22 protein-coding genes and 1 pseudogene are annotated in these 23,284 nt (G+C 72.8%); 9 read left to right on the forward strand and 14 right to left on the reverse strand.

The window, feature by feature from the left end:
- Nucleotides 1-272: 272 nt before the first annotated feature.
- Nucleotides 273-1,001, reverse strand: a complete 729-nt coding sequence (locus tag ACZ4SW_RS12725) for a type 1 glutamine amidotransferase (protein WP_468241629.1) — start codon at nt 999-1,001, stop codon at nt 273-275.
- A 19-nt stretch (nt 1,002-1,020) separates the two neighbouring features.
- On the reverse strand, nt 1,021-2,259 hold the full coding sequence (locus ACZ4SW_RS12730; RefSeq protein WP_468241632.1) for a MurT ligase domain-containing protein: 1,239 nt from the start codon (nt 2,257-2,259) through the stop codon (nt 1,021-1,023).
- 142 nt (nt 2,260-2,401) lie between these two features.
- On the opposite strand from ACZ4SW_RS12730, the gene def reads away from it, so the two are divergent.
- The gene (gene def, locus ACZ4SW_RS12735) at nt 2,402-2,941 is read left to right on the forward strand and encodes a peptide deformylase (RefSeq protein WP_468241634.1); all 540 of its coding nucleotides are present in this window, start codon (nt 2,402-2,404) and stop codon (nt 2,939-2,941) included.
- A gap of 129 nt (nt 2,942-3,070) precedes the next feature.
- Here def and ACZ4SW_RS12740 read toward each other — a convergent pair whose 3' ends face one another.
- Nucleotides 3,071-3,715 carry a TetR/AcrR family transcriptional regulator gene (locus tag ACZ4SW_RS12740; protein ID WP_468241636.1) on the reverse strand — a complete coding sequence of 215 codons (645 nt, stop codon included), beginning with the start codon at nt 3,713-3,715 and terminating at the stop codon, nt 3,071-3,073.
- 188 nt (nt 3,716-3,903) lie between these two features.
- Between ACZ4SW_RS12740 and ACZ4SW_RS12745 the strand changes: the two genes are divergently transcribed.
- Nucleotides 3,904-5,130, forward strand: coding sequence for an acyl-CoA dehydrogenase family protein (locus tag ACZ4SW_RS12745; protein WP_468241638.1), 1,227 nt, complete (start codon nt 3,904-3,906; stop codon nt 5,128-5,130).
- On the opposite strand, the gene ACZ4SW_RS12750 is transcribed toward ACZ4SW_RS12745, so the two are convergent.
- The 3 genes and pseudogenes from ACZ4SW_RS12750 to ACZ4SW_RS12760 all read right to left on the reverse strand — a co-directional run.
- Nucleotides 5,127-5,666, reverse strand: coding sequence for a cupin domain-containing protein (locus tag ACZ4SW_RS12750; RefSeq protein ID WP_468241640.1), 540 nt, complete (start codon nt 5,664-5,666; stop codon nt 5,127-5,129). The genes ACZ4SW_RS12745 and ACZ4SW_RS12750 overlap by 4 nt on opposite strands.
- Before the next feature lie 7 nt (nt 5,667-5,673).
- A complete protein-coding gene (locus ACZ4SW_RS12755; RefSeq protein WP_468241642.1) occupies nt 5,674-6,921 on the reverse strand; it encodes a cytochrome P450 in 1,248 nt (415 codons plus the stop codon).
- A gap of 1 nt (nt 6,922) precedes the next feature.
- Nucleotides 6,923-7,996 (reverse strand): annotated as a pseudogene (locus tag ACZ4SW_RS12760) (type III polyketide synthase); the annotation flags it as partial.
- A gap of 186 nt (nt 7,997-8,182) precedes the next feature.
- Here ACZ4SW_RS12760 and ACZ4SW_RS12765 point away from each other — a divergent pair.
- Nucleotides 8,183-8,848: a transcriptional regulator gene (locus ACZ4SW_RS12765; protein WP_468241645.1), complete on the forward strand. Its 666-nt coding sequence runs from the start codon at nt 8,183-8,185 to the stop codon at nt 8,846-8,848.
- 21 nt (nt 8,849-8,869) lie between these two features.
- Here the strand turns inward: ACZ4SW_RS12765 and ACZ4SW_RS12770 are convergent, their stop codons facing one another.
- The 5 genes from ACZ4SW_RS12770 to ACZ4SW_RS12790 form a co-directional block, all read right to left on the reverse strand.
- On the reverse strand, nt 8,870-9,100 hold the full coding sequence (locus ACZ4SW_RS12770) for a DUF6213 family protein (RefSeq protein WP_468241647.1): 231 nt from the start codon (nt 9,098-9,100) through the stop codon (nt 8,870-8,872).
- Nucleotides 9,101-9,125: 25 nt separating this feature from the next.
- On the reverse strand, nt 9,126-10,511 hold the full coding sequence (locus ACZ4SW_RS12775) for an NADP-dependent succinic semialdehyde dehydrogenase (protein ID WP_468241649.1): 1,386 nt from the start codon (nt 10,509-10,511) through the stop codon (nt 9,126-9,128).
- An 84-nt stretch (nt 10,512-10,595) separates the two neighbouring features.
- Entirely contained in the window at nt 10,596-11,078 is a 483-nt protein-coding gene (locus tag ACZ4SW_RS12780; RefSeq protein WP_468241651.1) for an NUDIX hydrolase, read from the reverse strand.
- Nucleotides 11,075-12,613, reverse strand: a complete 1,539-nt coding sequence (locus ACZ4SW_RS12785) for an ATP-dependent DNA ligase (protein ID WP_468241653.1) — start codon at nt 12,611-12,613, stop codon at nt 11,075-11,077. The genes ACZ4SW_RS12780 and ACZ4SW_RS12785 overlap by 4 nt, the downstream gene beginning before the upstream one ends.
- A 29-nt stretch (nt 12,614-12,642) precedes the next feature.
- Nucleotides 12,643-13,578, reverse strand: coding sequence for an NAD(P)/FAD-dependent oxidoreductase (locus tag ACZ4SW_RS12790; RefSeq protein ID WP_468241656.1), 936 nt, complete (start codon nt 13,576-13,578; stop codon nt 12,643-12,645).
- 78 nt (nt 13,579-13,656) lie between these two features.
- On the opposite strand from ACZ4SW_RS12790, the gene ACZ4SW_RS12795 reads away from it, so the two are divergent.
- From ACZ4SW_RS12795 to ACZ4SW_RS12815, 5 genes are all read left to right on the forward strand, one after another.
- Nucleotides 13,657-14,229, forward strand: coding sequence for a helix-turn-helix domain-containing protein (locus ACZ4SW_RS12795; RefSeq protein ID WP_468241658.1), 573 nt, complete (start codon nt 13,657-13,659; stop codon nt 14,227-14,229).
- Nucleotides 14,230-14,313: 84 nt separating this feature from the next.
- Nucleotides 14,314-15,285, forward strand: a complete 972-nt coding sequence (locus ACZ4SW_RS12800) for an NADPH:quinone oxidoreductase family protein (RefSeq protein WP_468241660.1) — start codon at nt 14,314-14,316, stop codon at nt 15,283-15,285.
- Nucleotides 15,282-16,463, forward strand: coding sequence for an acyl-CoA dehydrogenase family protein (locus ACZ4SW_RS12805; protein ID WP_468241662.1), 1,182 nt, complete (start codon nt 15,282-15,284; stop codon nt 16,461-16,463). Before ACZ4SW_RS12800 ends, ACZ4SW_RS12805 begins: the two co-directional genes overlap by 4 nt.
- The gene (locus ACZ4SW_RS12810) at nt 16,460-17,533 is read left to right on the forward strand and encodes an acyl-CoA dehydrogenase family protein (RefSeq protein ID WP_468241664.1); all 1,074 of its coding nucleotides are present in this window, start codon (nt 16,460-16,462) and stop codon (nt 17,531-17,533) included. The genes ACZ4SW_RS12805 and ACZ4SW_RS12810 overlap by 4 nt, the downstream gene beginning before the upstream one ends.
- A 191-nt stretch (nt 17,534-17,724) precedes the next feature.
- Nucleotides 17,725-17,919 (forward strand): hypothetical protein, encoded by a 195-nt coding sequence (locus ACZ4SW_RS12815; protein ID WP_468241666.1) that lies wholly within the window; start codon nt 17,725-17,727, stop codon nt 17,917-17,919.
- 3 nt (nt 17,920-17,922) lie between these two features.
- Here ACZ4SW_RS12815 and ACZ4SW_RS12820 read toward each other — a convergent pair whose 3' ends face one another.
- The 3 genes from ACZ4SW_RS12820 to ACZ4SW_RS12830 all read right to left on the reverse strand — a co-directional run bounded on the left by ACZ4SW_RS12820 (nt 17,923) and on the right by ACZ4SW_RS12830 (nt 21,338).
- Complete coding sequence (locus tag ACZ4SW_RS12820) at nt 17,923-19,149, reverse strand: phosphodiester glycosidase family protein (protein WP_468241668.1); 1,227 nt, start codon at nt 19,147-19,149, stop codon at nt 17,923-17,925.
- Between the two features lie 74 nt (nt 19,150-19,223).
- The gene (locus tag ACZ4SW_RS12825) at nt 19,224-19,580 is read right to left on the reverse strand and encodes a DUF779 domain-containing protein (RefSeq protein ID WP_468242006.1); all 357 of its coding nucleotides are present in this window, start codon (nt 19,578-19,580) and stop codon (nt 19,224-19,226) included.
- 48 nt (nt 19,581-19,628) lie between these two features.
- Nucleotides 19,629-21,338: a helix-turn-helix domain-containing protein gene (locus ACZ4SW_RS12830; RefSeq protein ID WP_468241670.1), complete on the reverse strand. Its 1,710-nt coding sequence runs from the start codon at nt 21,336-21,338 to the stop codon at nt 19,629-19,631.
- Between the two features lie 158 nt (nt 21,339-21,496).
- On the opposite strand from ACZ4SW_RS12830, the gene ACZ4SW_RS12835 reads away from it, so the two are divergent.
- Nucleotides 21,497-23,236: an FAD-dependent oxidoreductase gene (locus ACZ4SW_RS12835; protein ID WP_468241673.1), complete on the forward strand. Its 1,740-nt coding sequence runs from the start codon at nt 21,497-21,499 to the stop codon at nt 23,234-23,236.
- Nucleotides 23,237-23,284: the final 48 nt, after the last annotated feature.

Here is a 23,284-nt window from a genome sequence, read left to right on the forward strand (position 1 = left end):
GGGCACGGGACCGGACCACGCTGTCCGGCTCGATCCCCGCCACCCTACCGGCGACAGGGGGCCCGGCCGCACCGTGCGTCCGCCTGCTGGACGCGCCCGCTCAGCTGTGCGGACGGACGGTCAGACGGGCTGGTTACCAAGGGTTGGACGGCGGGTGTACGGGCCGCCGGACGGCCCCGCGGAACCGTTTCGTGCCGGGCTGTCGCACGGCTGTGTCCGGGCAGGCCGCCGCGGCGGCACCCCTGCGCGGCGGAACCCCTGCGGGGCCGTGCCTACGCAGGCTGCTCCGCGGCCGCGATGCGCTCGTTGCGCAGCGCCTCGTACCAGCGGTCGTCGACCGGCGGGAGTGCGTTGACGTCCAGCGCCAGCTTCAGCAGCAGGTCCGCGATCTGCGGGTTGCGCGCGAGCACGGGACCGTGCATGTATGTGCCGAAGACCGTGTCGTTGTACGCGCCCTCCGTGCCGTCGCCCGTGCCGTTGCCCTTGCCGAGCTTCACCTGTGCGAACGGGCGGGCCGTCGGGCCGAGGTGGGTGACGCCCTGGTGGTTCTCGAAGCCGGTCAGCGGGGGCAGCCCGAGGCGCGGGTCGATGTCCGCGAGGACGTCGCCGACGCACCGCTCGCCCTCGCCGCGGGTCGAGACCACGTCGAGCAGGCCGAGGCCCGGCTCGCGCTGCCCGAGGTCGTTGATGAACTCGTGGCCGAGGATCTGGTAGCCGGCGCAGACCGAGAAGACGATCGCGCCGTTCTCCACGGCCCGGTACAGGTGGCCGTCGCGGCGCAGCCGCTCGGCCGCGAGCCGCTGCGGCCGGTCCTCGCCGCCGCCGATCAGGTAGATGTCGCCGGACGTGGGGATCGGCTGGTCGCTGCGCACGTCGAGGCGGGCCACGTCGAGGCCGCGCTGCCGGGCCCGGCGCTCCACGACGAGCGCGTTGCCCTGGTCGCCGTAGGTGCTCAGCAGGTCCGGGTAGATCCACACCAGACGCAGCTGGTTGTCACTCATCGATGCTCGTCCTTCGTGATCAGTTGCCGACGCGGCGGCGCAGGTCCTGGAACGCGGTGTAGTTGGCGATGACCTCGATCCGGCCCGGCGGCGCGAGCTGGACGGCCTGGTCGAGGTTCTCGCAGACCTGGAAGGACTGGTTCGCGACCTCCAGGCGCACGGCGAGGTCCAGTTTGCGGTCGCCGATGACGAAGATCGGGTGGCCGGTCAGCCGCGTGTAGTCGACGTCCCACAGCCAGGAGGTGTCGGTGCCGTCGGCCGAGCGCGCGTTCACGGAGAGGATCACCGGCGTCGGCGGCGGGTCGATCAGCGAGAACGTCTCCAGCCAGCCGGCCGGGTTCTTCGCCAGCAGCAGCCGCAGGTCACGGCCCTCGAACTGGACGACGTCGTAGCGCCCGGCCACCGCCTGGACCTGGTACATGCGCTCCAGGGCGACCTGCGGGGGCACCCCGAACACGGCGGCGACGGCGGCCGAGGTGGCGGCGTTCGCCTTGTTGGCGCGACCCGGTAGCTGGAGGTGGATCGGCCAGGCGGAGCCGTGCGGGTCGAGGACGTGGTCCCCGGACAGCGCCCAGCTCGGCGTCGGCCGGCGGAAGCCGCACTCGCCGCAGTACCAGTCGTCGCCGGGGCGCTGCATCACACCGCCGCAGGACGGGCAGGACCAGGCGTCGTCCTTCCACATCTGGCCGGCGGCGACCCAGATCACATTCGGCGAGGAGGACGCGGCCCACACGACCAGCGGGTCGTCGGCGTTCGCGACGACGACCGCCTTGGACCCGGCCAGGCCCTCACGCCAGTTCTCGGCGAGCATACGGGTCTCCGCCGCACGGTCGAGCTGGTCGCGGGAGAGGTTCAGCAGTGCGATGCACTTCGGGTCGGTGTCCCGGGCGACCCCGGCGAGGTACTTCTCGTCGACCTCGATGACACCGAACTTGGCGTCCGAGCCGCCGGCCAGCGCCGAGGTGATACCGGCGGGCATGTTGGCGCCGAGCGCGTTGGAGACGACCGGGCCCGCGGCGCGCAGCGCCTCCGCGATCAGCCGGGTGGTCGTCGTCTTGCCGTTGGTCGCCGAGACCAGGACGACGTCCAGGTTCTGGGCGAGCCGGGCGAGGAGGTCGGGGTCGAGCTTGAGCGCCACTCGGCCGCCGATCACCGAACCGCTGCCGCGCCCCGCGGCGCGCGATGCCGCAGCGACCGCCTTGCCCGCGGTCACGGCCAGCTTGGCCCGCGGCGTCAGCGGGTCCGAGTTGCCTGCCATCAGTTCTCGATCCTCCTTGCGTACAGCGCCGCGCCCTGTTCCGGCAACGTGTGGGCCTCAGCCTATCGAGATCTCCGCACGCCCCCGCACCGCGGCACCACCCCGGCGCCCGCGCGGCCCTGCCGACCGTACCCTTGCCGGCATGCCACATCGCACCATCCCGGGCGCCCGAGGGCGCGTCCGGCCCATCACCGTGCTCGGTGACCGCGTACTGCGCGAGCCGTGCAGGGACGTCACGGACTTCGGCGCCGAACTCGCCCGGCTCGTCGAGGACATGTTCGCCACGATGTACGCCGCCCCGGGGGTCGGCCTGGCCGCGAATCAGGTCGGCGTGCCGTTGCGGGTGTTCGTATACGACTGTCCGGACGACGAGGACGTACGTCACTTGGGCCATGTGGTGAACCCGCGGCTGGTGGAGGCGGACGGTGTGGTGATCCGGGGGCCGGAGGGGTGCTTGTCCCTGCCGGGGCTGGAGGCGGGGACGGAGCGGTTCGACCGGGCGGTCGTCGAGGGGTTCACGGTGGAGGGGGAGCCGGTGCGGGTGGAGGGCACCGGGTGGTTCGCCCGGTGCCTGCAGCACGAGTGCGATCACCTGGACGGTGGTCTTTATGTGGACCACCTCACGGGGTGGCGCAAGCGCCGGGTTCTGCGGCAGGCCGCGCGGGCGCCGTGGGGGCGGTGAACGCCGGCGGCTGCGGGTGCGTCCCGGCTTGTCGCTTCCCCGGGTTCTCGGCTTCGCTCGGACAGGGGTGACCCCCGTCGCGGCGAAGCCGCATGGCGACACGGCCCCGCGGCCCTGACGGGGCGCGTCTCAGAACCCGGGACCCCCTATGCGGTCCCCGGCCGCGGCCAAGCGGCCCCACAGCAGGTCCGCCAGGCTCCGCACCAACTCCGCCCGGGAGCACGGCCGTTCCCCCAGCCACCAGTCGCCGGCCGCGTGCATCATGCCGACGATGCCGTGGCCCCACACGCGGGCGAGCTGGTGGGTGCCCGGGCCGAGGTCCAGACGTTCCTCGATGACCTGGGCCAGTTCCTCGCCCATGCGGCGCAGCAGCGGGATCGAGTGCCGGCCGGTGTCGAAGCCCTGGTCGTTCTGCGAGCCGCCCTCCGCCGGATGCATCAGGAAGCGGTACACCTGCGGCCGTGCCTCGATCGCCGCCAGGTACGTGTCCAGCGTGGACTCCACCCGCTCCCGCCGGTCCGCCGGGGCGTCCAGCGCGGCCCGCAGCGAGTCGAGGAGCGCGTCCGTGTGGCGTTTGGCGAGCGCCGCGTACAGCCCGCCCTTGTCGCCGAAGTGGCGGTAGAGGATGGGCTTGGTGATGCCGGCCTCGGCGGCGATGGCGTTCATGGAGGCCCCGGGGCCGTCGCGCAGCACCACCCGGTCGGCGGCCTCCAGCAACTCTCGCCGTCGGCGGTCGGCGGACCGCTCCTGATCGGTCCGCTGCGTGGTGTCCATCATCTCTCCCCACCCGTCCTGATTCGGTGACGCCTGCGCAAAGTAACACTGAATGGCGGGTCGGTATCGAACGAGCTGCCGACTCGCCAGGGAGGCGGCCCGTCCGGGCCGGGAGTTGACTTCTCCTACTGGTGAGTAACAGACTTCTGTTACCGCAAGTAACACCTTAGTGCAGCGCTGGAGGGGACATGGCCGAGTTCACCATGGAGCTCAACGACGAACAGAAGGAGGTCCGGGACTGGCTGCACGGCTTCGCCGCCGACGTCATCCGGCCCGCGGCCGCCGAATGGGACGAGCGCGAGGAGACTCCCTGGCCGGTCATCCAGGAGGCCGCGAAGGTCGGCATCTACTCCCTCGACTTCTACGCGCAGCAGTACTTCGACTCCACGGGTCTCGGCATCCCCATGGCGATGGAGGAACTGTTCTGGGGCGACGCGGGCATCGCGCTGTCGATCGTCGGCACCGGCCTCGCCGCCGTGGGCGTCCTCGCCAACGGCACCGAGGAACAGATCGGCACCTGGATCCCCCAGATGTACGGCGACGCCAACGACGTCAAGGTGGCCGCCTTCTGCTCCTCCGAGCCCGACGCGGGCTCCGACGTCGCCTCCATGCGCACGCGTGCCGTGTACGACGAGGCCAAGGACGAGTGGGTGATCAACGGCACCAAGACCTGGGCGACCAACGGCGGCATCGCCAACGTCCACGTCGTGGTCGCGGTCGTCGACCCCGAACTGGGCTCCAAGGGCCACGCGTCCTTCATCATCCCGCCGAACACGCCGGGCCTCGCCCAGGGCCAGAAGTTCAAGAAGCACGGCATCCGCGCCTCGCACACCGCGGAGGTGATCCTCGACAACGTCCGTGTCCCCGGATCCTGTCTGCTCGGCGGCAAGGAGAAGCTGGACGAGCGGCTCGCCCGCGCCCGGGAGAAGGCCCGGAAGGGCGGGGAGCGCGTGAAGAACGCGGCGATGGCCACCTTCGAGGCGAGCCGCCCCGCGGTGGGGGCCATGGCGGTGGGCACCGCGCGCGCCGCCTACGAGGTCGCCCTCGACTACGCCAGGACGCGCGAGCAGTTCGGCCGGCCCATCATCGACAACCAGGGCGTCGCCTTCCAGCTCGCGGACATGCGCACGCAGATCGACGCGGCGCGGCTGCTGGTGTGGCGCGCCTCGTGGATGGCGGTCAACGGCAAGCCGTTCACCGCGGCCGAGGGGTCGATGTCGAAGCTGTTCGCGAGCGAGACGGCGAAGAAGGTGACGGCGCAGGCGATACAGATCCTCGGGGGCAACGGGTACACCCGGGAGTACCCCGTGGAGCGGATGCACCGGGACGCGGCCATCTACACGATCTTCGAAGGCACGAGCGAGATCCAGCGGCTGGTGATCGCCCGGACGCTCTCGGACATGCCCATCCGCTAGCGGTGCCGCAGCGGCGTGATCTGCTCGATGTCGTACCGCCTGCGCAGCGCCTCGATCGCCTCCTGGTCCGGCGGGCCCCCGTCGCCCAGGATCTCCAGGAGTTCCTCGAAGTAGCGTTCGTGGTCCGGGGGCGGGGACGCCTGGAAGAACATCTTCGCCGGCGTCTCCGTCGGGTTCGCGAAGGCGTGCGGACAGCCGGGTGGTACGACGATGACCGTGCCCGGCGTCGCGCGGAGCACCCGGCGGCCCGAGCTCGACTCCCACCGCTGCCAGTTGTCGGGGGTCCGCACACGCGGCTCGAAGGCGAGCACGTCCAGCTCGCCCTCCAGCACGTAGAACAGCTCCTCGCTGCGCGTGTGCACATGGGCTCCCACGTCGAAGCCCGGCGGCACGATCACCTCGAACGTGGACGCCATCCGCGAGTGCGAACCGGTCACCTTGAACGTCACGTGCTGGGCCGGTGTCCGGACCACGCGTCCGTGCCCCGGCGGCACGAACAGGCCCTCGGTGGCCACTGGTCTGTCAGTCGTCGTCATGAGCCGCTCACCAGGTCACGGGAAGGGCCTCAGGCCCGCGGGTCAGTGCGCCGTCGTCGAACGGGACCTCGTCGAGCGGCACCGCGAGGCGCAGCCCCGGTACCCGGTCCAGGAGCGCGTCCAGCAGCATTTCGGACGTCAGCCGGGCCGGCATGCCGCCCGGGCAGTGGTGCGGGCCGAAGCCGAACGCCGCATGGTGGTTCGGGTACCGCGCGAAGTCGATCGTCCCCGGGTCCGGGAAGACCCCCGGGTCGCGGTTCGCCGCCGCGTACGACACGCACACCGCCTCGCCCGCCCGGATCCGCACGCCCCCGATCTCCACGTCCTGTGTCGCGACCCGGGGCGGGCCCACGGCGTTGCGGTGCGGGATGTAGCGCAGCAGTTCGTCGACGGCCTGCGGGCGGATCGCCGGCTCGGCCCGCAGACGTTCGGCCAGGTCCGGGCGGGTCAGCAGGAGGTGGAACATCCGGCCCGTGTGGTCGGTGACCGCCTCGGCGCCGATCTGCAGCAGCACCGCGAGGCCGGCCGCCTCGTCCGGCGTCACCTCGGCCAGGCCCACGGCGGCCCCGAGCAGGGAGACGACGTCCTCGCCGGTGCCGCCCCCACGGGTGACGATCAGGTCGGCGAAGTACGCGCTCATCTCGTCCCTGGCCCGCTCGCCTGCCGTCGGGCCGTGCGCCGCGGAGAGGATGAGCCGGGCCCACGTGTGCATCATCTGCCGGTCGGCGGCCGGAACCCCCATCAGCTCGCAGATCACGGCGACGGGGAAGGGGCCCAGGACCGCCGCGGTGAGGTCGGCGGGCGGCCCGTCCTGGAGCAGTTCGTCGACCAGTTCGTCGAGCATGCGCCGCGCCGGCTCGCGCACCCGCTCGACGCCGCGCGCCGTGAAGGCCGCGGCGACCGAGCGGCGCAGCCGGGCATCGCCGGACGGGTCCGGGAAGCCGACCGCGTCCCGCTGCGGGACCACGTGCGGAGCCGGCCGGGCCGGCTGACCGTCCCCGGCCGGCTCGCGGGCGAACCGGGGGTCGTTGGTGACCGCGCGCACATCGTCGTAGCGGGTCACGAGCCAGGCCCAGCCCTCGCCGCCGGGCCGCCCGACCCGCGTCACCGGGCCTTCGCGCATCAGCTCGGCCAGGACCGGGTCGAAGTCCACGCCGTGCGGGCCGGGGGAGGGCCGGCGGCGGACCGGCGGCAGGGTCCCGCCGGTCGTCCCCCCGGCCGCGGCACGCCGCCGGTCGTCCGTGTCGGTCGTCATCTCATTTCTTCCCGTTCCCGGAGACGTGCCAGCGGCCCAGGGCCATCTCCGCCGTGATGCCCGGCCCGAAGCCGGCCAGCAGCCCGCGCGCCGCGTGCTCGGCACCGCCCGACTCGAACAGCCGGCGCAGCGCGTCCAGGACGACGGCGCTCGCGATGTTGCCGTACTCGGTGAGCGTCGCCCGGCTGAACCGGAACGCCTCCGACGGCACCTGCAGGAACTTGCTCAGGTCGTCCAGGATCCGCGGGCCGCCCGCGTGGACGATGTAGAAGTCCAGTTCGGAGGCGTCCCAGCCGTGCTGCCTGGCCAGCGAGTCGAGCGCCGGGGCGAGCGGTTCCATCGTGGTGGGCACCCGCTTGTCCAGCAGGAAGTGGAACCCGGTGGCCCGGACGTCGTACGCGATCCACTCCTCGGTCTTGGGGATCAGGTACGAGCCGTTGCGCTCCAGCTTCACGCCGGTGCCGCCCTTGCCGCGCACGACCGCCGCCGCGATGCCGTCGCCGAACAGGCCGTTGGACAGCAGCGAGCCGACGCCCAGGTCGGTCGGCTGGTAGCACAGCGAGCAGAACTCGCAGGCCACGATGAGGGCGTTGGCCTCGGGGTAGGCCGTGCAGAAGTCGTGCGCACGGTTGATGGCCGCGCCGCCCGCGGCGCAGCCCAACTGGGCTATGGGTATCTGCCGGGTGTCGGTGCTGAAGCCCATCGAGTTGATCAGCCACGCGGTCAGCGAGGGCATCATGAACCCGGTGCACGACACGTAGATGATCACGTCGATGTCGGTGGTGAGCAGCTCGGCGTCGTCCAGCGCCTGCTGCACCACCGCGGGCACGCGGGCCTTCGCCTCGGCCTCGTAGATGTTGTTGCGTTCCTCGAAGCCGGGGTGCTTCAGGGTCTCCTCGATGGGCTGCACGATGTGCCGGGTCTTGACCCCGGTGTTCGCGATCAGCCGCAGTGCGAGGGGGAGTTGGGGATGGTCCGGGTGGCGGGAGCGCGCCAGTTCCAGCGTCTCCTCCATCGTGATCACGTGTTCCGGCACAGAAACCGCGGGCTTGCACAGAGTCGCCATGGAGCGCGCCTTCTTTCGCCTTGGCGGAGGACTCTTCGTCCCCCGGCGGAAGGGGGTTCACCCGTACGCGGGTGGTCCACCCACGATCACCCGGCGCAGCGGGGATATCGCGCGGTGCTACTCCGAACCGGTGGTGGACGTAGAGTGACGACTGCGTGCCCACAGTGATGACCCGGAGTTCGAGGAGGAGCGCCGATGACACGGACGGCCAGGGAACTGCTGGAGACGACCACCGGGATGCTCGCCCCCGACCCGCACGCCAACCGGCTGCTTCCGCTCATCGCCCGCGGCGCCGCCCGGCCCGCCACGCTGGCCGCCCTGGCCGTCGAGCAGCGGCACGTGACCGCCTCCGACCGCCGTGCCTTCCTGCACCTCGCCGAGCGCTCCCGGGAGCAGCCCGCGTCCGCGGACTTCTTCACCGCCCTCGCCGAGGCCGAGGCGCTGGCCCAGGACCGGCTGGGCGCGTACGCCGCCGCCTGCGAGGAGGCGATGCCGGCCGGGTACGAGCCGATGGCGGACTGCCAGGCGTACGCCGCCTACGTGGCCTGGCTGGCCCTGAACGGGGAACCGGCCGACGTCGTCCTGGCCCTGAGCGCCAACTTCGCGACCTGGGGCGACTACTGCGCCAGGATCGCGCAGGCGCTGCGCCGCTGTTACGGCTTCAGTGACGAGGCCTGCGCCTTCTTCGACCTCTTCGCGGAGCCGTCCCCGGACCTGGAACGGAAGGCGGGCGCGGCGATCCAGGAGGCCCTGGACGCGGACCGGCTGAACGAGGAGCGGGCCCACCACTACGGCCGCCTGCTGCAGGGCTACGAGACCGGGTTCTGGCACGCGCTGTGGGAACTGGACGGCAAGGGCTGAACGCGGCACCCCGAGGGGGCCCTACGAACCACTGCTGTGCGCGATGCACGCGACATCGATCCGATCCGCGAGCTTCGCCAGCTCGATGGCCAGCGCGGCCACCGTGTCCTCGTCCAGCCCCTCCTCGCCCTCCTCCACAAGCCGCACCCATCGACCGCCCAACCTGCGCAGCAACTTGCTCACATCGGCCGCAGCCACCTGCAAGGTCCCGCGGTCGTCGACGATCAGAGGCAGGGTCACTTCGCGGTTCACAGGGGTGATCGTAACCGCGGAGTGCTCACGCGCCGTGCCACACCGTGGTGATGTTGCAGAACTCGCGGATTCCGTGCTCGGCCAGCTCGCGCCCGTAACCGGAGCGCTTGGCCCCGCCGAACGGGAACGCCGGATGGGACGCCGTCATACCGTTGACGTACACCCCGCCGGCCTCCAGGTCCTGCACGAAGCGGTCCACCTCGGTGCCGTTGCGCGTCCAGACGTTCGAACTCAGCCCGAACGGCGAGTCGTTGGCGATCGTCACCGCCTCGTCGAGGTCCGCGGCCCGGTAGAGCGTGGCGACCGGGCCGAACGCCTCCTCGTGGTGGATCCGCATCTCGGGCGTGATGTCGGCGAGGACGGTCGGCGCGTAGTACCAGCCGGGCCGGTCGGGGCGCTCGCCGCCGCACAGCACCGTCGCGCCCGCCTCCACCGCGTCGTCGACGAGTTCCTCCAGGTCCGCGCGGCCCCGCTCGCTGTACAGCGGCCCGACCTCCGTCTCCTCGTCCATCGGGTCGCCGACCTTCAGCGCCTTCATCCCGGCCGTGAACCGCTCGGCGAAGGCGTCGAACACGTCCGTGTGCACGATGAAGCGCTTGGCGGCGATGCACGACTGCCCGGTGTTCTGCACCCGGGCCGTCACCGCGACCTGGGCGGCCCGGTCGAGGTCCGCGGACGGCATCACGACGAACGGGTCGCTCCCGCCCAGCTCCAGCACCGTCTTCTTGATCTCGTCCCCGGCGACCGAGGCGACGGACCGGCCCGCAGGCTCGCTGCCGGTGAGCGTGGCCGCCTTGACCCGCGGATCGCGCAGCACCTTCTCGACCTCGCCAGAGCCGATCAGCAGGGTCTGGAAACAGCCCTCGGCAAAGCCCGCCCGGCGGAACAGGTCCTCCAGGTACAGCGCCGTCTGCGGGACGTTGGAGGCGTGCTTGAGCAGGCCCACGTTGCCCGCCATCAGCGCGGGCGCGGCGAACCGGACCACCTGCCACAGCGGGAAGTTCCACGGCATCACGGCGAGCACCGGGCCGAGCGGCCGGTAGCGCACGATCACCCGCGAGGCGCCCGAGTCCTTCACATCGACGTCGGCGGGCTCCTCGTCGGCGAGCAGGTCCTCGGCATGCTCGGCGTACCAGCGCATCGCCTTGGCGCACTTCGCGGCCTCGGCGCGCGCCTGCTTGACCGGCTTGCCCATCTCCGTGGTGATCACCCGGGCGATGTCCTGCTGCTCCTCCTCCAGCAGGTCGGCCGCCCTGCGCATGCGCAGCGCCCGCTCGGCGAAGGTGGTGGTGCGATGGGTGCGGAACGCGGTCTCGGCGGCGGCGAGCCTGCGCTCGATCTCCTCCGCGCCCAGGGCGTCGTACGTCTTGAGCGTCTCGCCGGTCGCCGGGTTCACGGTGGCGATGGGCATGGCTGACCTCCTGGAAAGGCTTGCTTCGACCTTCCCGCGCGGCGGTGGTGGCCGCAAACGCGGGTGGCGCTGTCCCGGTGCCTCTCAGACACCGCCCAGGCTCGAGTGCTCCGCGAGCCGGTCGAGAAACGCCCTCTGCGCGCTCACGATCACCTCCCGGGCCCGGTCGAGGCCGAACCACGCCACCCGGTCCACCTCGGGGTACTCCACCAGGCGCCCCGACTTCGGCGGCCACTCCATCGTGAAGGTGCCCGGCTCGACCGCCGCCGGGTCGAGATCGGCCTCGACCGCCCAGGCCGTGACGGTCTTGCCGCCGCTCTGCCGCACCTCGCCGAGCGGGACGGCCTCCCCGTCGGGCGGAGGCAGCCCCAGCTCCTCCTGGAACTCGCGGCGGGCCGCGTCCCAGGACGGCTCGTCGGGGTCGTACTCCCCCTTGGGCACGGTCCACGCCCCGGCCTCGCGGCGGGCGAAGAACGGGCCGCCCATGTGAGCCAGCAATACCTCCGGACCCTGGTCGGTGCGCCGGAACAGCAGCAGACCCGCGCTGCGCCTGCTGCGCCCGCTCACGCTGCCACCTCGGGGTGGGCGGCCAGCAGCGTCTCCACCGTGTCGGCCTCCTCGGGCCGCTTGTCCTCCCGGTAGCGCACGACCCGGGCGAAGCGCAGGGTGACGCCGGCCGGATAGCGCGTGGACCGCTGCAACCCGTCGTAGGCGATCTCGACGACGAGCTCGGGGCGTACGGTCACCACCCGGCCGTCGTCCTCGACGGCCAGCTCCTTCAGCCGCTCGGTCTGCCAGGCGAGCATGGCGTCCGTCATGCCCTTGAACGTCTTGCCGAGCATCGCGAAGGAGCCGTCGGTGTTGCGGGCGCCGAGGTGCAGGTTGGACAGCTTGCCGGTGCGGCGGCCGTGGCCCCACTCGGCGGCCAGCACCACCAGGTCGAGCGTGTGCACCGGCTTGACCTTGAGCCAGGAGGCGCCGCGCCGGCCCGCGCTGTACGGGGCGCCGAGCGCCTTGACCACCACGCCCTCGTGGCCGCGCTTCAGCGTCTCGGCGAGGAAGGCCTCCGCGGCGGCGACGTCCTGCGGGCCCTGCACGAGCGTGCGCCGCACCCGCATGGGTTCGGGGACCAGCCGGGCCAGCTCGGCGTGGCGGTCCGTGAACGGCAGGTCCAGCAGGTCCCGGCCGTCCACGGACAGCGCGTCGAAGAAGACGGGGGAGACGGGGACGGCCGCCGCGGCCGTCGCGACGTCCACCCGCGAGCCGACCCGCCCGGAGATCTCCTGGAAGGAGCGCGGCCTGCCGTCCTCGTTCAGAGCGATGACCTCGCCGTCCAGGATGAACCGCTCGCCGGCCAACGCGCGGGCGGCCGAGGTGATTTCCGGCAGCCGGTCGGTGATGTCGTCCAGGGTCCGGGTGTGGATGCGGACGTCGTCGCCGTCCCGGTGGACCTGGACGCGGATGCCGTCGAGCTTCTCCTCGACCGCGCACGCACCGAGCTTCCCGACCGCCTCCGCGACCGAGGACGCGGTGTGCGCCAGCATCGGCAGCACCGGGCGGCCGACCGTGAGCCGGAACGTCCGCAGGGCCGCCGGGCCGTCGGCCAGCAGGGCCCGCGCCACGGTCTGCAGCGACCCGGCGAGCATCACGGCCCGCCGTACGTCCGCCGCGTCGGCGCCCGTCGCCCCGGCCAGCCCCTCCACGGCGTGGGCGTCCAGCGCCCCCTGCCGCACCTCCCCGGTGAGCAGCCCGAACAGGAACCGCTGCTCCTCGGCGGTGGCCGCCGCCAGCAACGCGCCGACCAGCCGCCTGCGCTCCGCCTGTGAGCCGGTTCCGCTGACCGAACCGATCCGCGTCAGCCGGGCGTCCACGTCCCGCACGGTGAGCGTGGGCTCCTCGGCCGGCGGAACGTGCTGGTCGAGGAGGGCCCACCCGATGCCGAGCCGCCCCTGGGGCAGCCGCCCCGCCAGGTACGGGATGACGATCGGCACATCGTCCGCGTCGGCGGCCCCGAACAGCTCGGCGAGCAGCGCGATCTTCCGGGACCGCGCCGAGGTGGCGGCGACCTCCTGGGACACATGGGCGAGCCGGCTCAGCAGCATGCAGTCATGGTGCACCGGAGGCGGCCTGCCTACACCCCGACGGCCGCGTCCAGATCGGCCATCAGCAGCTCCGCGTTGATCGCGGCCCCCGCCCGGTGACCGCGGCTCGCCGCGTTCACCACCTGCTCCGCGATGCCGATGGCGTTTCCCGCCGCCCACAGCCCGGGCACGGTGGTCAGACCTCGCTCGTCGACCACGGGGTACGTGCCGAAAGGGGTCTCCCGCAGCTCGGCGCCCAGCCGCTCGAACAGCCCTGTGCGGGGCAGGGCGCGGGGCGCGAGGAAGAGAATCGAACGGCCGTGGAACCTGTCATCCGCGAGTCGGACACCGGTGAGCCGGCCGCCGTCGACCACCAGCCCCGCGACCTGTCCGGACACCACGGCAACGCCGGCCGCGGCAAGCCGGCGCCGGTCCTGGTCCGTCAGCTCCTCCTGGGGGACCGTGTGCAGGAACAAGGTCACGTCCTTCGACCACTGGGAGACGAGCAGCGCCTGGTGCACGCTCAGCGGCGACGTCGCCAGCACGCCGAAGGCCCGGTCGCGCACCTCCCAGCCGTGGCAGTACGGGCAGTGCAGCACATCCCGCCCGAAGCGCTCGGCCACACCGGGCACGTCGGGCAGCTCGTCCCGCAGGCCTGTGGCCAGCACCAGCTGCCGCGCCTGTACGGTGCGCCCACCTGCGAGCGTCACGGCGAACTCCCCTTCCGCACCCCGGGCCGCGTCCACCGCCAGGTCCCGGACCAGCTCGACGCCGTATCGCGCGATCTCCTTCCGGCCGGCGGCCAGGAAGTCCGCCGGCGGCATGCCGTCCCGGGACAGATACCCGTGCATATGGGCGGCGGGCGCGTTGCGCGGCTCGCCCGCGTCCACGACGAGCGTGCGGCGCCGCGCCCGCCCCAGGACCAGCGCCGTCGACAGCCCGGCCGCGCCGCCACCGACGACGACCACCTCGTACTTCTCGGTCATGGTGACCACCTCCGCACCCGAAGGTCGCCCACACGCTGCCGCATTGACAAACACGTTTGCCGAAACTGCAATACGGCCATGAGTACCGACGACGTTCTCGCGGGTGTGGGCCCGAGGCTGCGACGGATCCGCAAGGAGCGCGAGGTGACGCTCGCGGCGCTGTCGGAGGCCACCGGCATCTCCGTCAGCACCCTCTCCCGGCTGGAGTCGGGCCTGCGCAGGCCCAGCCTCGAACTGCTGCTCCCGATCGCGCAGGCCCACCGGGTACCGCTGGACGAACTGGTGGGTGCGCCCCCGGTGGGGGACCCGCGGGTGCGCGCCAAGCCGATCGTCCGGGGCGGCCGCACCCATTGGCCGCTGACCCGGCAGCCCGGCGGCCTCCAGGCATTCAAGGTCCTCGAACCGCAGCGCACGCCGGCGCCCGACCTGCGGACGCACGAGGGCTACGAGTGGCTGTACGTGCTGTCCGGAAAGCTGCGGCTGGTGCTGGGGGAGCACGACGTGGTGCTGACCGCGGGGGAGGCGGCGGAGTTCGACACGCGGGTGCCGCACTGGTTCGGGTCGACAGGGGAAGGGCCTGTGGAGTTCCTCAGCCTGTTCGGCCCGCAGGGGGAGCGGATGCACGTTCGGGCGCGGCCCGCTCGTTCGTGACGCATCCGACTGTTCCCTCATCGGCAAGCGACCGCTTAGTATGCGACGAGCCCGGTCGGACAGAGCAGTCGGTGGAGGCCCCGCATGCAGGCATGGCAAGTGCACGAGAACGGTGAGCCGAGTGAGGTGATGCGCCTCGCGGAGGTGGAGCGGCCCACGCCCGGCGACGGCCAGGTCCTGCTGAAGGTACGGGCCGCCAACGTCAACTTCCCGGACGCGCTGCTGTGCCGCGGGCAGTACCAGGTCCGGCCGCCGCTGCCGTTCACGCCGGGCGTGGAGATCTGCGGCGAGACCGAGGACGGGCGCCGCGTGATCGCCAACCCGGCGCTGCCGTACGGCGGCTTCGCCGAGTACGCGCTCGCGGACGCCGCGGCCCTGCTGCCCGCCCCGGACTCCCTCGACGACGCCGAGTCCGCCGCCCTGCACATCGGCTACCAGACGGGCTGGTTCGGTCTGCACCGCCGCGCCGGTCTGGAAGCCGGCGAGACGCTGCTCGTCCACGCTGCCGCAGGAGGGGTCGGCAGCGCGGCCGTGCAGCTCGGCAGGGCGGCCGGTGCGAGGGTCATCGGCGTCGTCGGGGGCGCGGACAAGGCGGCCGTGGCCCGGGAACTGGGCTGTGACGTGGTGATCGACCGGCACGCCGAGGACGTCGTCGCCGCGGTGAAGGAGGCCACCGGCGGCCGGGGCGCCGACGTGATCTACGACCCGGTGGGCGGTCAGGCCTACGCACAGTCCGCGAAGGTCGTCGCCTTCGAGGGCCGGATCGTCGTCGTGGGCTTCGCCAGCGGATCCATCCCCAGCCCGGCGCTCAACCACGCCCTGGTCAAGAACTACTCGATCGTCGGCCTGCACTGGGGCCTGTACAACACCAAGAACCCGAAGCTGGTCCAGCACTGCCACGAACAGCTCACCGAACTGGCCGCCCGCGGCGCCATCAAGCCGCTGGTGAGCGAGCGTGTCCCGCTGAGCGGTGCCGCGACCGCCGTGCAGCGCGTGGCCGACGGCGTGACGACCGGCCGGGTCGCCGTCGTCCTGGAGAACGGAGCCACCGCATGACCGACGCCGCCGAACTGCGCCGCCGCACGCAGGAGTTGCTCGCTGCCCACCCGCCGGCGACCACCGACCGCCTCGACTTCCTCCGGGCCCGTTTCGACGCCGGACTCGCCTGGGTGCACTACCCGGAGGGCCTCGGCGGCCTCGGCGCGCCCCGCTCCCTCCAGGCCGTCGTCGACGCCGAGCTGGAGGCCGCGGGCGCCCCCGACAACGACCCGCGCCGCATCGGCATCGGCCTCGGCATGGCCGCGCCGACGATCCTGCGCTACGGCACCGAGGAGCAGAAGCGGCGCTACCTCAGGCCGCTGTGGACGGGCGAGGAGGTGTGGTGCCAGCTGTTCAGCGAGCCCGGTGCCGGATCCGACCTCGCCGCCCTCCGCACACGGGCCGTCCGGGACGGCGAGGAGTGGGTGGTCAACGGGCAGAAGGTGTGGACCTCCAGCGCCCACATCGCCCGCTGGGCCATCCTCATCGCCCGCACCGACCCGGACGTGCCCAAGCACCAGGGCATCACGTACTTCGTCTGCGACATGACCGACCCCGGTGTCGAGGTCCGGCCCCTGCGCCAGATCACCGGCGAGGCCGAGTTCAACGAGGTCTTCCTCACCGGCGTCCGCATCCCCGACGCCCGCCGTCTCGGCGAGGTCGGCGACGGCTGGCGCGTCGCGCAGACCACGCTGAACAACGAACGCGTCGCCATCGGAGGCATGCGGCTGCCCCGCGAGGGCGGCATGATCGGCCCGGTGGCGAAGGCCTGGCGCGAACGCCCGGAGCTGCGCACCCACGACCTGCACCAGCGGCTGCTGAAGCTGTGGGTCGAGGCCGAGGTCTCCCGCCTCACCGCCGAACGCCTGCGCCAGCAACTCGTCGTCGGCCAGCCCGGACCCGAGGGCTCCGGCATGAAACTCGCCTTCGCCCGCCTCAACCAGGAGATCAGCGACCTGGAGGTCGAACTCCTCGGCGAGCAGGGCCTGCTGTACGACGACTGGACCATGCGCCGGCCCGAACTCGTCGACTTCACGGGCCGCGAGGCGGGCTACCGCTATCTGCGCTCCAAGGGCAACAGCATCGAGGGCGGGACCAGCGAGGTCCTGCTGAACATCGTCGCCGAGCGCGTCCTGGGCCTGCCCGCCGAGCCGCGCACCGACAAGGACGTCGCATGGAAGGACCTGGCCCGATGACGGATCTTCTCTACTCCGAGGAGGAGGAGGCGCTGCGCGCCGCCGTCCGTGACCTGCTCACCGACCACTGTTCCCCGGCCGACGTCATCGCGCGCACCGAGTCGGACGCCCCGCACGACCTCGCCCTGTGGAAGTCCCTCGCCGACGGCATCGGCCTCGCCGGGCTGCTGGTTCCCGAGGCACAGGGCGGTCAGGGCGCCACGCACCGGGAAGTCGCCGTCGTCCTGGAGGAGCTGGGACGGGCGGCCGCACCGGTTCCGTACCTCACCAGCGCGGTGGTGGCCGCCGAGGCCCTGCTGGCCTGCGGGGACGAGGAACTGCTGGGCCGGCTGGCCTCCGGCCGGACCATCGGCGCCCTCGCGGTCGGGCTGCACTCGGCACCCGGTGCGCCCGTCAGGACCGTACGGCTGGAAGACGGCGCCCTGCACGGCGAGTTGAGCGGCATCGCGGACGCGGCCGCCGCCGACGTCCTGCTCGTCCCGGCCGACGACGGCGGGCTGTACGCCGTGGCCGCCGACGCGGTCACGGTCACGCCGCAGGTGTCCCTGGACCTGACCCGCCCGCTCGCCACCGTCACCCTCGACGGTGCGCCCGGCCGCCGCATCGGCGAGGCCGGACCCGCCGTGCGGCGGGCCCTGCGGGCCGCCGCCGGACTGCTCGCTTCCGAGCAACTGGGCGTCGCGGACTGGGCGTTGACCGAGACGGTCCGCTATCTGAAGGAACGCAAGCAGTTCAACCGGCCCGTCGGCGGCTTCCAGGCGCTCAAGCACCGGCTGGCCGGGCTGTGGCTGGAGGTCGTCAATCTCCGGGCCGCAGCGCGGGCCGCCGCGGATGCGCTCGCCACGGGTGAGGACACGGACGTCGCGGTGGCCGTCGCCCAGGCCTACGCCTCTCCCGTCGCCGTACGCGCCACCGAGGAGGCCCTGCAACTGCACGGCGGAATCGGCATGACCTGGGAACACCCCGTGCACCTGTACCTGAAGCGGGCCAAGGCCGACTCGATCGCCTACGGCACCGCGGGCGCGCACCGGGAGACGCTGGCGGAACTGGTCGACCTCCAGGCACCCTGACACCCCGCGTGTGGAGCCCGCCCCACCCGGGGCGGGCTCACGGCTCTCGCGGGCCTCGAGGCGTTCCCGACACCCACGAGCGGCCGAAGAACCACACGTTCGGCGGACACGTCAGCCGCCCGGACCAACCCTCCGCTACGCCACACTTGCGGCCGAAAGCCGCGAAATCGGCGTGGCGGAGGAGGGTGATGATGGCCGTTTCCATCTCGGTGGTGCTGCTGCTCCTGATCATTGCGGTGATCTTCGTGCGCAACAACGCCATGAAGATCTCGCACGCTCTGGTCTGCGTCCTGCTCGGATTCTTCCTGGCCAGTACGAGCATGGCCCCGACCATCCACCAGGGACTCGCCGCGACCACGCAGATCGTCGGCAGCCTGCGCCCCTGAAGCTCAGTCGCTGAACACCCCGATCCCGTCCGGGACGGGGCGCTCGGCTCCTCCGCTGGGATGGTTGCGCACGCTCACCGCGCCCGTCCCCGCCGACCGGGTGACCAGGGTCGTGGACCCGCCGCCGTCGAGGTTGAAGCCGTCCGTGGCGCCCAGCGCCCGCAGGGTCCCGGCGACTTCGGAGACGGTGAGGCCGCTGCGATAGGCGGCCGAGCCGTCCAGGGCGAGCAGCAGCAGGCGGTGGCCGCCGTCCTCGATGCCCACCGCGGTGCGCACGGCGGACGTCGTCGCGTCGAGACCGGGCAGCGGCGCGCCGTGCCGCAGCACCGGGAAGCCGCCGATGGCGAACAGGTACGGAACGCCGGACGCCGCCGCCACCAGCCGGTGCCGCACCTCCACCTTCTCCCCCCTGAACAGCTTGCGCAGCCGCTGCGCCCCCGCTTCCCGGCCCACCAGGACCGTCGTGCCGGCCGGGACGGCACCGCTGCCCGGATGATCGGCCGTGGCGACGACCCGGCCGCCCTGGACGGTCACCTCGTACGTGTCCGTGCTGCACGGCCCGCCCCGGTCGCTGTCCGTCCCGCAGACGGCGCGCAGCCGCGACACACTTCCCCAGTCCGAGGTGTACGCCCCGATCGAACCCTGAGGCAGCGCGTACTGGTTCAGCCCGCGCAGCGGCAGCCGCTCGCCCGGTGCGGTCACGGAGCCGTCGAGGCTCAGCCGGTCGATGCGCGCGGTACGGTCGGTGCCCACTCCGAGCACGTCCTCGGTGCTCGTCCCGGGCGGCAGGGCGGGGCCGAAGCGCTGCCCGCGCGGCACGGCGGCCTTGAGGGTGCGCCCGCCGGCGATGGCCGGGCCGACGGCCGAGCCGGTCGCCGGGACCCAGGGGTGCTGGGTCTCCGTGATGTCGAAGAAGTCGCCGTTGATGCCCGCCACCGCCCGCTGGGCCGCGGCGAGTTGGGAGACGGCGGCGCGGGCCGCCACGGACCGCGGATGCAGCAGGTCGACCCGTACGTGCGGATCGCGCAGGTCGACGGTGACGAGGTGCGCGCGGGTCACCCCGTGGGCCGCGGAGATGTCGAACTCGCTGTACTGGACACCCGGCGCCGGGCCCCGGGCGCCCGGCGCGGCACTGGCCGGTGCGGCCCCCACGAGGGCGGCACCGGCCAATGCGCTCCATGCCAGGAGAACCGTCAGTGCGGTTCTGAACCGTCTGTCGCGACGCGTCACAACTCCCCCTGATGTGTCGTCAACTTTCCTGGATCTGGGGGAAGTGCACCAGACGGCGGTGCCCTGCGTGGTGTTCAGGCGTCGACGACGCGGGAACGGGTGAGAAAACGCACTCCTTCGGGTGCTTCCAGCGAGAAACCGCTGCCACGGCCGGGCACCACGTCCACGATCAGCCGGGTATGGCTCCAGGCCTCGTACTGGCTCCTGGACATCCAGAAACCCACCGGCTCGTCGACCCCGTCCACCTCCAGCTCCGCGAGCAGCACGTCCGAGCCGCCGGTGCGGAACTCGCCCTCCGGGTAGCACATGGGGGCGCTGCCGTCGCAGCAGCCGCCGGACTGGTGGAACATCAGCGGCCCGTGGACCTCCCGCAGCCGCCGCACCAGTTCGGCGGCCGCGGGGGTCAGCTCCACGCGCGGGGTCACGTCCATGGTCACGACGGCCATCGCAGCACGGACCACGTTGCAACGACGTTGCGGTCAGCCCCGGTAGCCGCGCAGCTTGCGGTACAGCGTCGCGCGGCCGATCCCCAGCGCCGCCGCCGTGCGCGCCTTGTTGCCGCCGTGGCGGCGCAGCGCCTCCAGGATCGTGGTCCGCTCGGCGTGCTCCATCGGGCTGAGCGGGCGGACCGCGGGGCCGTCGCGCACGGGATCGGGCAGCTCGGCTCGGCGGACCGGCCCGGACACCCGCCGGTGCTCCGCCAACGCCCGTACGAGATGCGCCAGTTCGGTCACGTTCCCGGGCCACGGATACCGCTCCAGGGCGCGCAGGGCGTCCAGCGCCCAGGTCAACGGCGGCCGGCCCGGCGCCGGTCGCGGAGCCAGCGCCGGCAGCAACTCCCGTATGTCCTCGGGGCGCTCGCGCAGCGCGGGCAGTGTGACCGAGCGGGCGGCCAGCGTGTCCAGGAGCCGCTGGAGACACGGGCCGGGCGGAGCGCCGGGCGTGTAGGTGACCAGCAACGGCGTTTCCGGATGCGCGTCGAGCAGGGAGTTCAGCGCGGCCACGCCGGACTGGGCGAGCCGTTCGGCATGGCGGAGCAGGAGCGGGCGGCCCTCGCCCAGCCCGGCGAGCCCGCGGTCGAGTTCCCCGTTCTCCGCCGCGTCGACCACCCGGGCGGCGCGCTCACCCAGCAGCTCCCGGGCCAGCGCGGTCTTCCCCGTCCCGCGCTCGCCGGTCAGCAGCAGCGGCTCCCGGGAGCGGGCCAACTCGACGGCGCGCCCGACGGCGTGGCGCCAGGGGACCGAGCAGCCGACCAGACCGACGGCCGGGCGCGGCACCGGCGGCGGGGGATCGCGCAGTGGCTCCAGTACCGCCACGATGCCGATGCCCTTGCCGTCCCGGCGTACCGGAGTGATCCGTGCGGTGCACCCGGCGCCCTCGGGCAGTACGACGTCGGCGGGCACGTCCTGGTGCCGTACCGCCACCGCCGCCCGCTCCAGGGCCCCAAGGGACTCCGGCGCCAGCATGCGCTCCGCCGCCGCGCTGACCAGGCGGCTCTGGCCGTCCAGCGCGGCCACCGCGGCGTCCTGCCCACGCGCCGCCCGCAGATAGGCATCCAGCAGGACCCGCTCGGGCGGCCGTGCCCGCGCGAGCAGTTCGGCCTCCACCGCGGCGGCGGCCGCCTCCGCGAGCGCCGCGCCCGGATGCGGCGGGCACCCGGCGCACAGCTTCGACGCCACGGTCACCGTGCCGAGGGCCTGCCCGGTCCACGGCGCCGGCACGGGGACGCTCACCGCCGACACGTCCTGCCAGCGGTCGAGGAAGTGCTCGGGCCCGTGCACCTCGGCCCGTCGCCGGGTGCGCAGCGCGAGGGCCGCGCTGTTGTGGCCGACCGCCCGCTCCGACAGATCGGGCCAGGGATCGAGCCCGGGCACGCTCCCGGCCGTCCACAGCACCCGCAGCCGCTCGTCGGTGAGCACGAGGACCGACCGTCCGCGGCCGAGGGCGGGCGCGATCCGTTCGAGCACGGGCCGGGCCGTCTCCAGCAGCGCCGACTCCACCGGACCCACCGGGTCGGCGGACGGCCCCCTCAAGTCGTGCGGCACCCCGTAGAACCGCGCACGCCGCCAGGCGGCGGCGACCTCGTCCGGTACGCCGTCGGGCAGCGGACGCCCCGACAGGAACCGCTCGCGTGCCAGACGCAGCGGGACGAGCGCGGGGCCGGCGGGGGAGTGCTCTGTGGTGGTCACAACGCCTCCCACCGTAGCGGGTTCGGTTGAACGGGCAACAAGTGCCCCGCTCCGCGCACCGGGCGGGCGCGATGTCTCGTAATGAGACACCCACGCGCCGCCGCACCGGTCCACGATCATGAGCGCTTGGTGTCCGTTCCCCCTGTCAGGAGCGCCCCGTGTCCACCGTCGTCGAGACCGACGTTCTGATCGTAGGCAGCGGGCCGGCCGGTGCCTCGGCCGCGCTCGCCCTGAGCACCTACGGCGTGCCCAACCTCGTCGTGACCCGCTACGCGAGCCTGGCGGACACACCGCGCGCGCACATCACCAACCAGCGCACGATGGAGGTGCTGCGCGACCTCGGCGTCGAACAGGACGTCGTCCGGCAGGCCACCCCGCAGCACCTGATGGGCGACACCACCTTCTGCACCAGCCTCGCCGGGGAGGAACTCGGCCGGGTGCGCTCTTGGGGCAACGACCCGCTCGTCCAGGCCGCGCACGAACTCGCCAGTCCCACCCGCATGTGCGACATGCCGCAGCACCTCATGGAGCCGGTCCTCATCGACGCGGCCGTCGCCCGCGGCACCCGCCTGCGCTTCCAGACCGAGTACCTCTCCCACACCCAGGACGCCGACGGCGTCACGGCAACCGTCCGCGACCGGCTGCGCGGGGACACCTACGACATCCGCGCCAGGTACCTGATCGGCGCGGACGGCGGCCGATCGAAGGTCGCCGAGGACGCGGGCCTGCCGATGGGCGGTCGGATGGGCGTCGCCGGCAGCATCAACATCGTCTTCGACGCCGACCTGACCAAGTACACGGCCCACCGGCCCTCCACCCTCTACTGGGTCCTCGCGCCCGGCGCGACGGTCGGCGGCATCGGCGCGGGACTGGTGCGCTGCGTGCGGCCCTGGACCGAGTGGCTCATCGTGTGGGGATACGACGTCGAGGCGGGCGCCCCCGACCTGACCACCGCGTACGCCGAGTCCGTCATCCGCAAGCTGGTCGGCGACGAGGAGATACCGGTGAACGTCAGGTCCTCCTCGGCGTGGACCGTCAACGAGATGTACGCCGAGACCTACTCCAGCGGGCGCGTCTTCTGCGCCGGAGACGCCGTGCACCGCCACCCGCCGTCCAACGGCCTCGGCTCCAACACCTCGATCCAGGACTCCTACAACCTGGCCTGGAAGCTCAAGCTGGTCCTCGACGGCACGGCGAGCCCGAAGCTGCTGGAGTCCTACACCGCCGAGCGCGCCCCCGTCGGCAGGCAGGTCGTCACCCGCGCCAACCGGTCCATCGGCGAGACCGCGCCCGTCTTCGAAGCGCTGGACGGCCTGGCCCCGCAGACCCCCGAGCAGCTCTGGGCCAACATCGCCGCCCGCAAGCAGGCCACCGAGGCGGCCGAGAAGCAGCGCGCGAAGCTGCGGGAGGCGATCGCCTTCAAGGTGTACGAGTTCAACGCGCACGGCGTCGACCTCAACCAGCGCTACGTCTCGGATGCGATCGTCCCGGACGGCACCCCCGACCCCGGCTTCCCCCGCGATCCCGAGCTGTACCACCAGCCCTCCTCCCGCCCCGGGGCCCGGATTCCGCACGCCTGGATCACCTCCGGCACGCGCACCCTGTCCACCCTCGACACGGTCGGCAAGGGCCGCTTCACCCTCCTCACCGGCATCGGCGGCGAGTGCTGGGTGCGGGCGGCGAAGGCGCAGGAGGTCGAGATCGCCACCGTGGTGATCGGCCCGGGCCAGGAGTACGAGGACCCCTACGGCGACTGGGCGCTGCTGCGCGAGGTGCCCGACGCGGGCGCCCTGCTGGTGCGGCCCGACGGCTTCGTCGCGTTCCGGCACGCCTCCGCCGCACCCGACGCCCCGAAACTGCTGTCCGAGGCGTTGCGGCGCATCCTCGGACACGCCTGAACGCGAGATCATGGGGGAAGCGACAGCTACGTCGTGGACGACGAGGAG

The organism is Streptomyces sp. NPDC028331 (assembly GCF_055565775.1).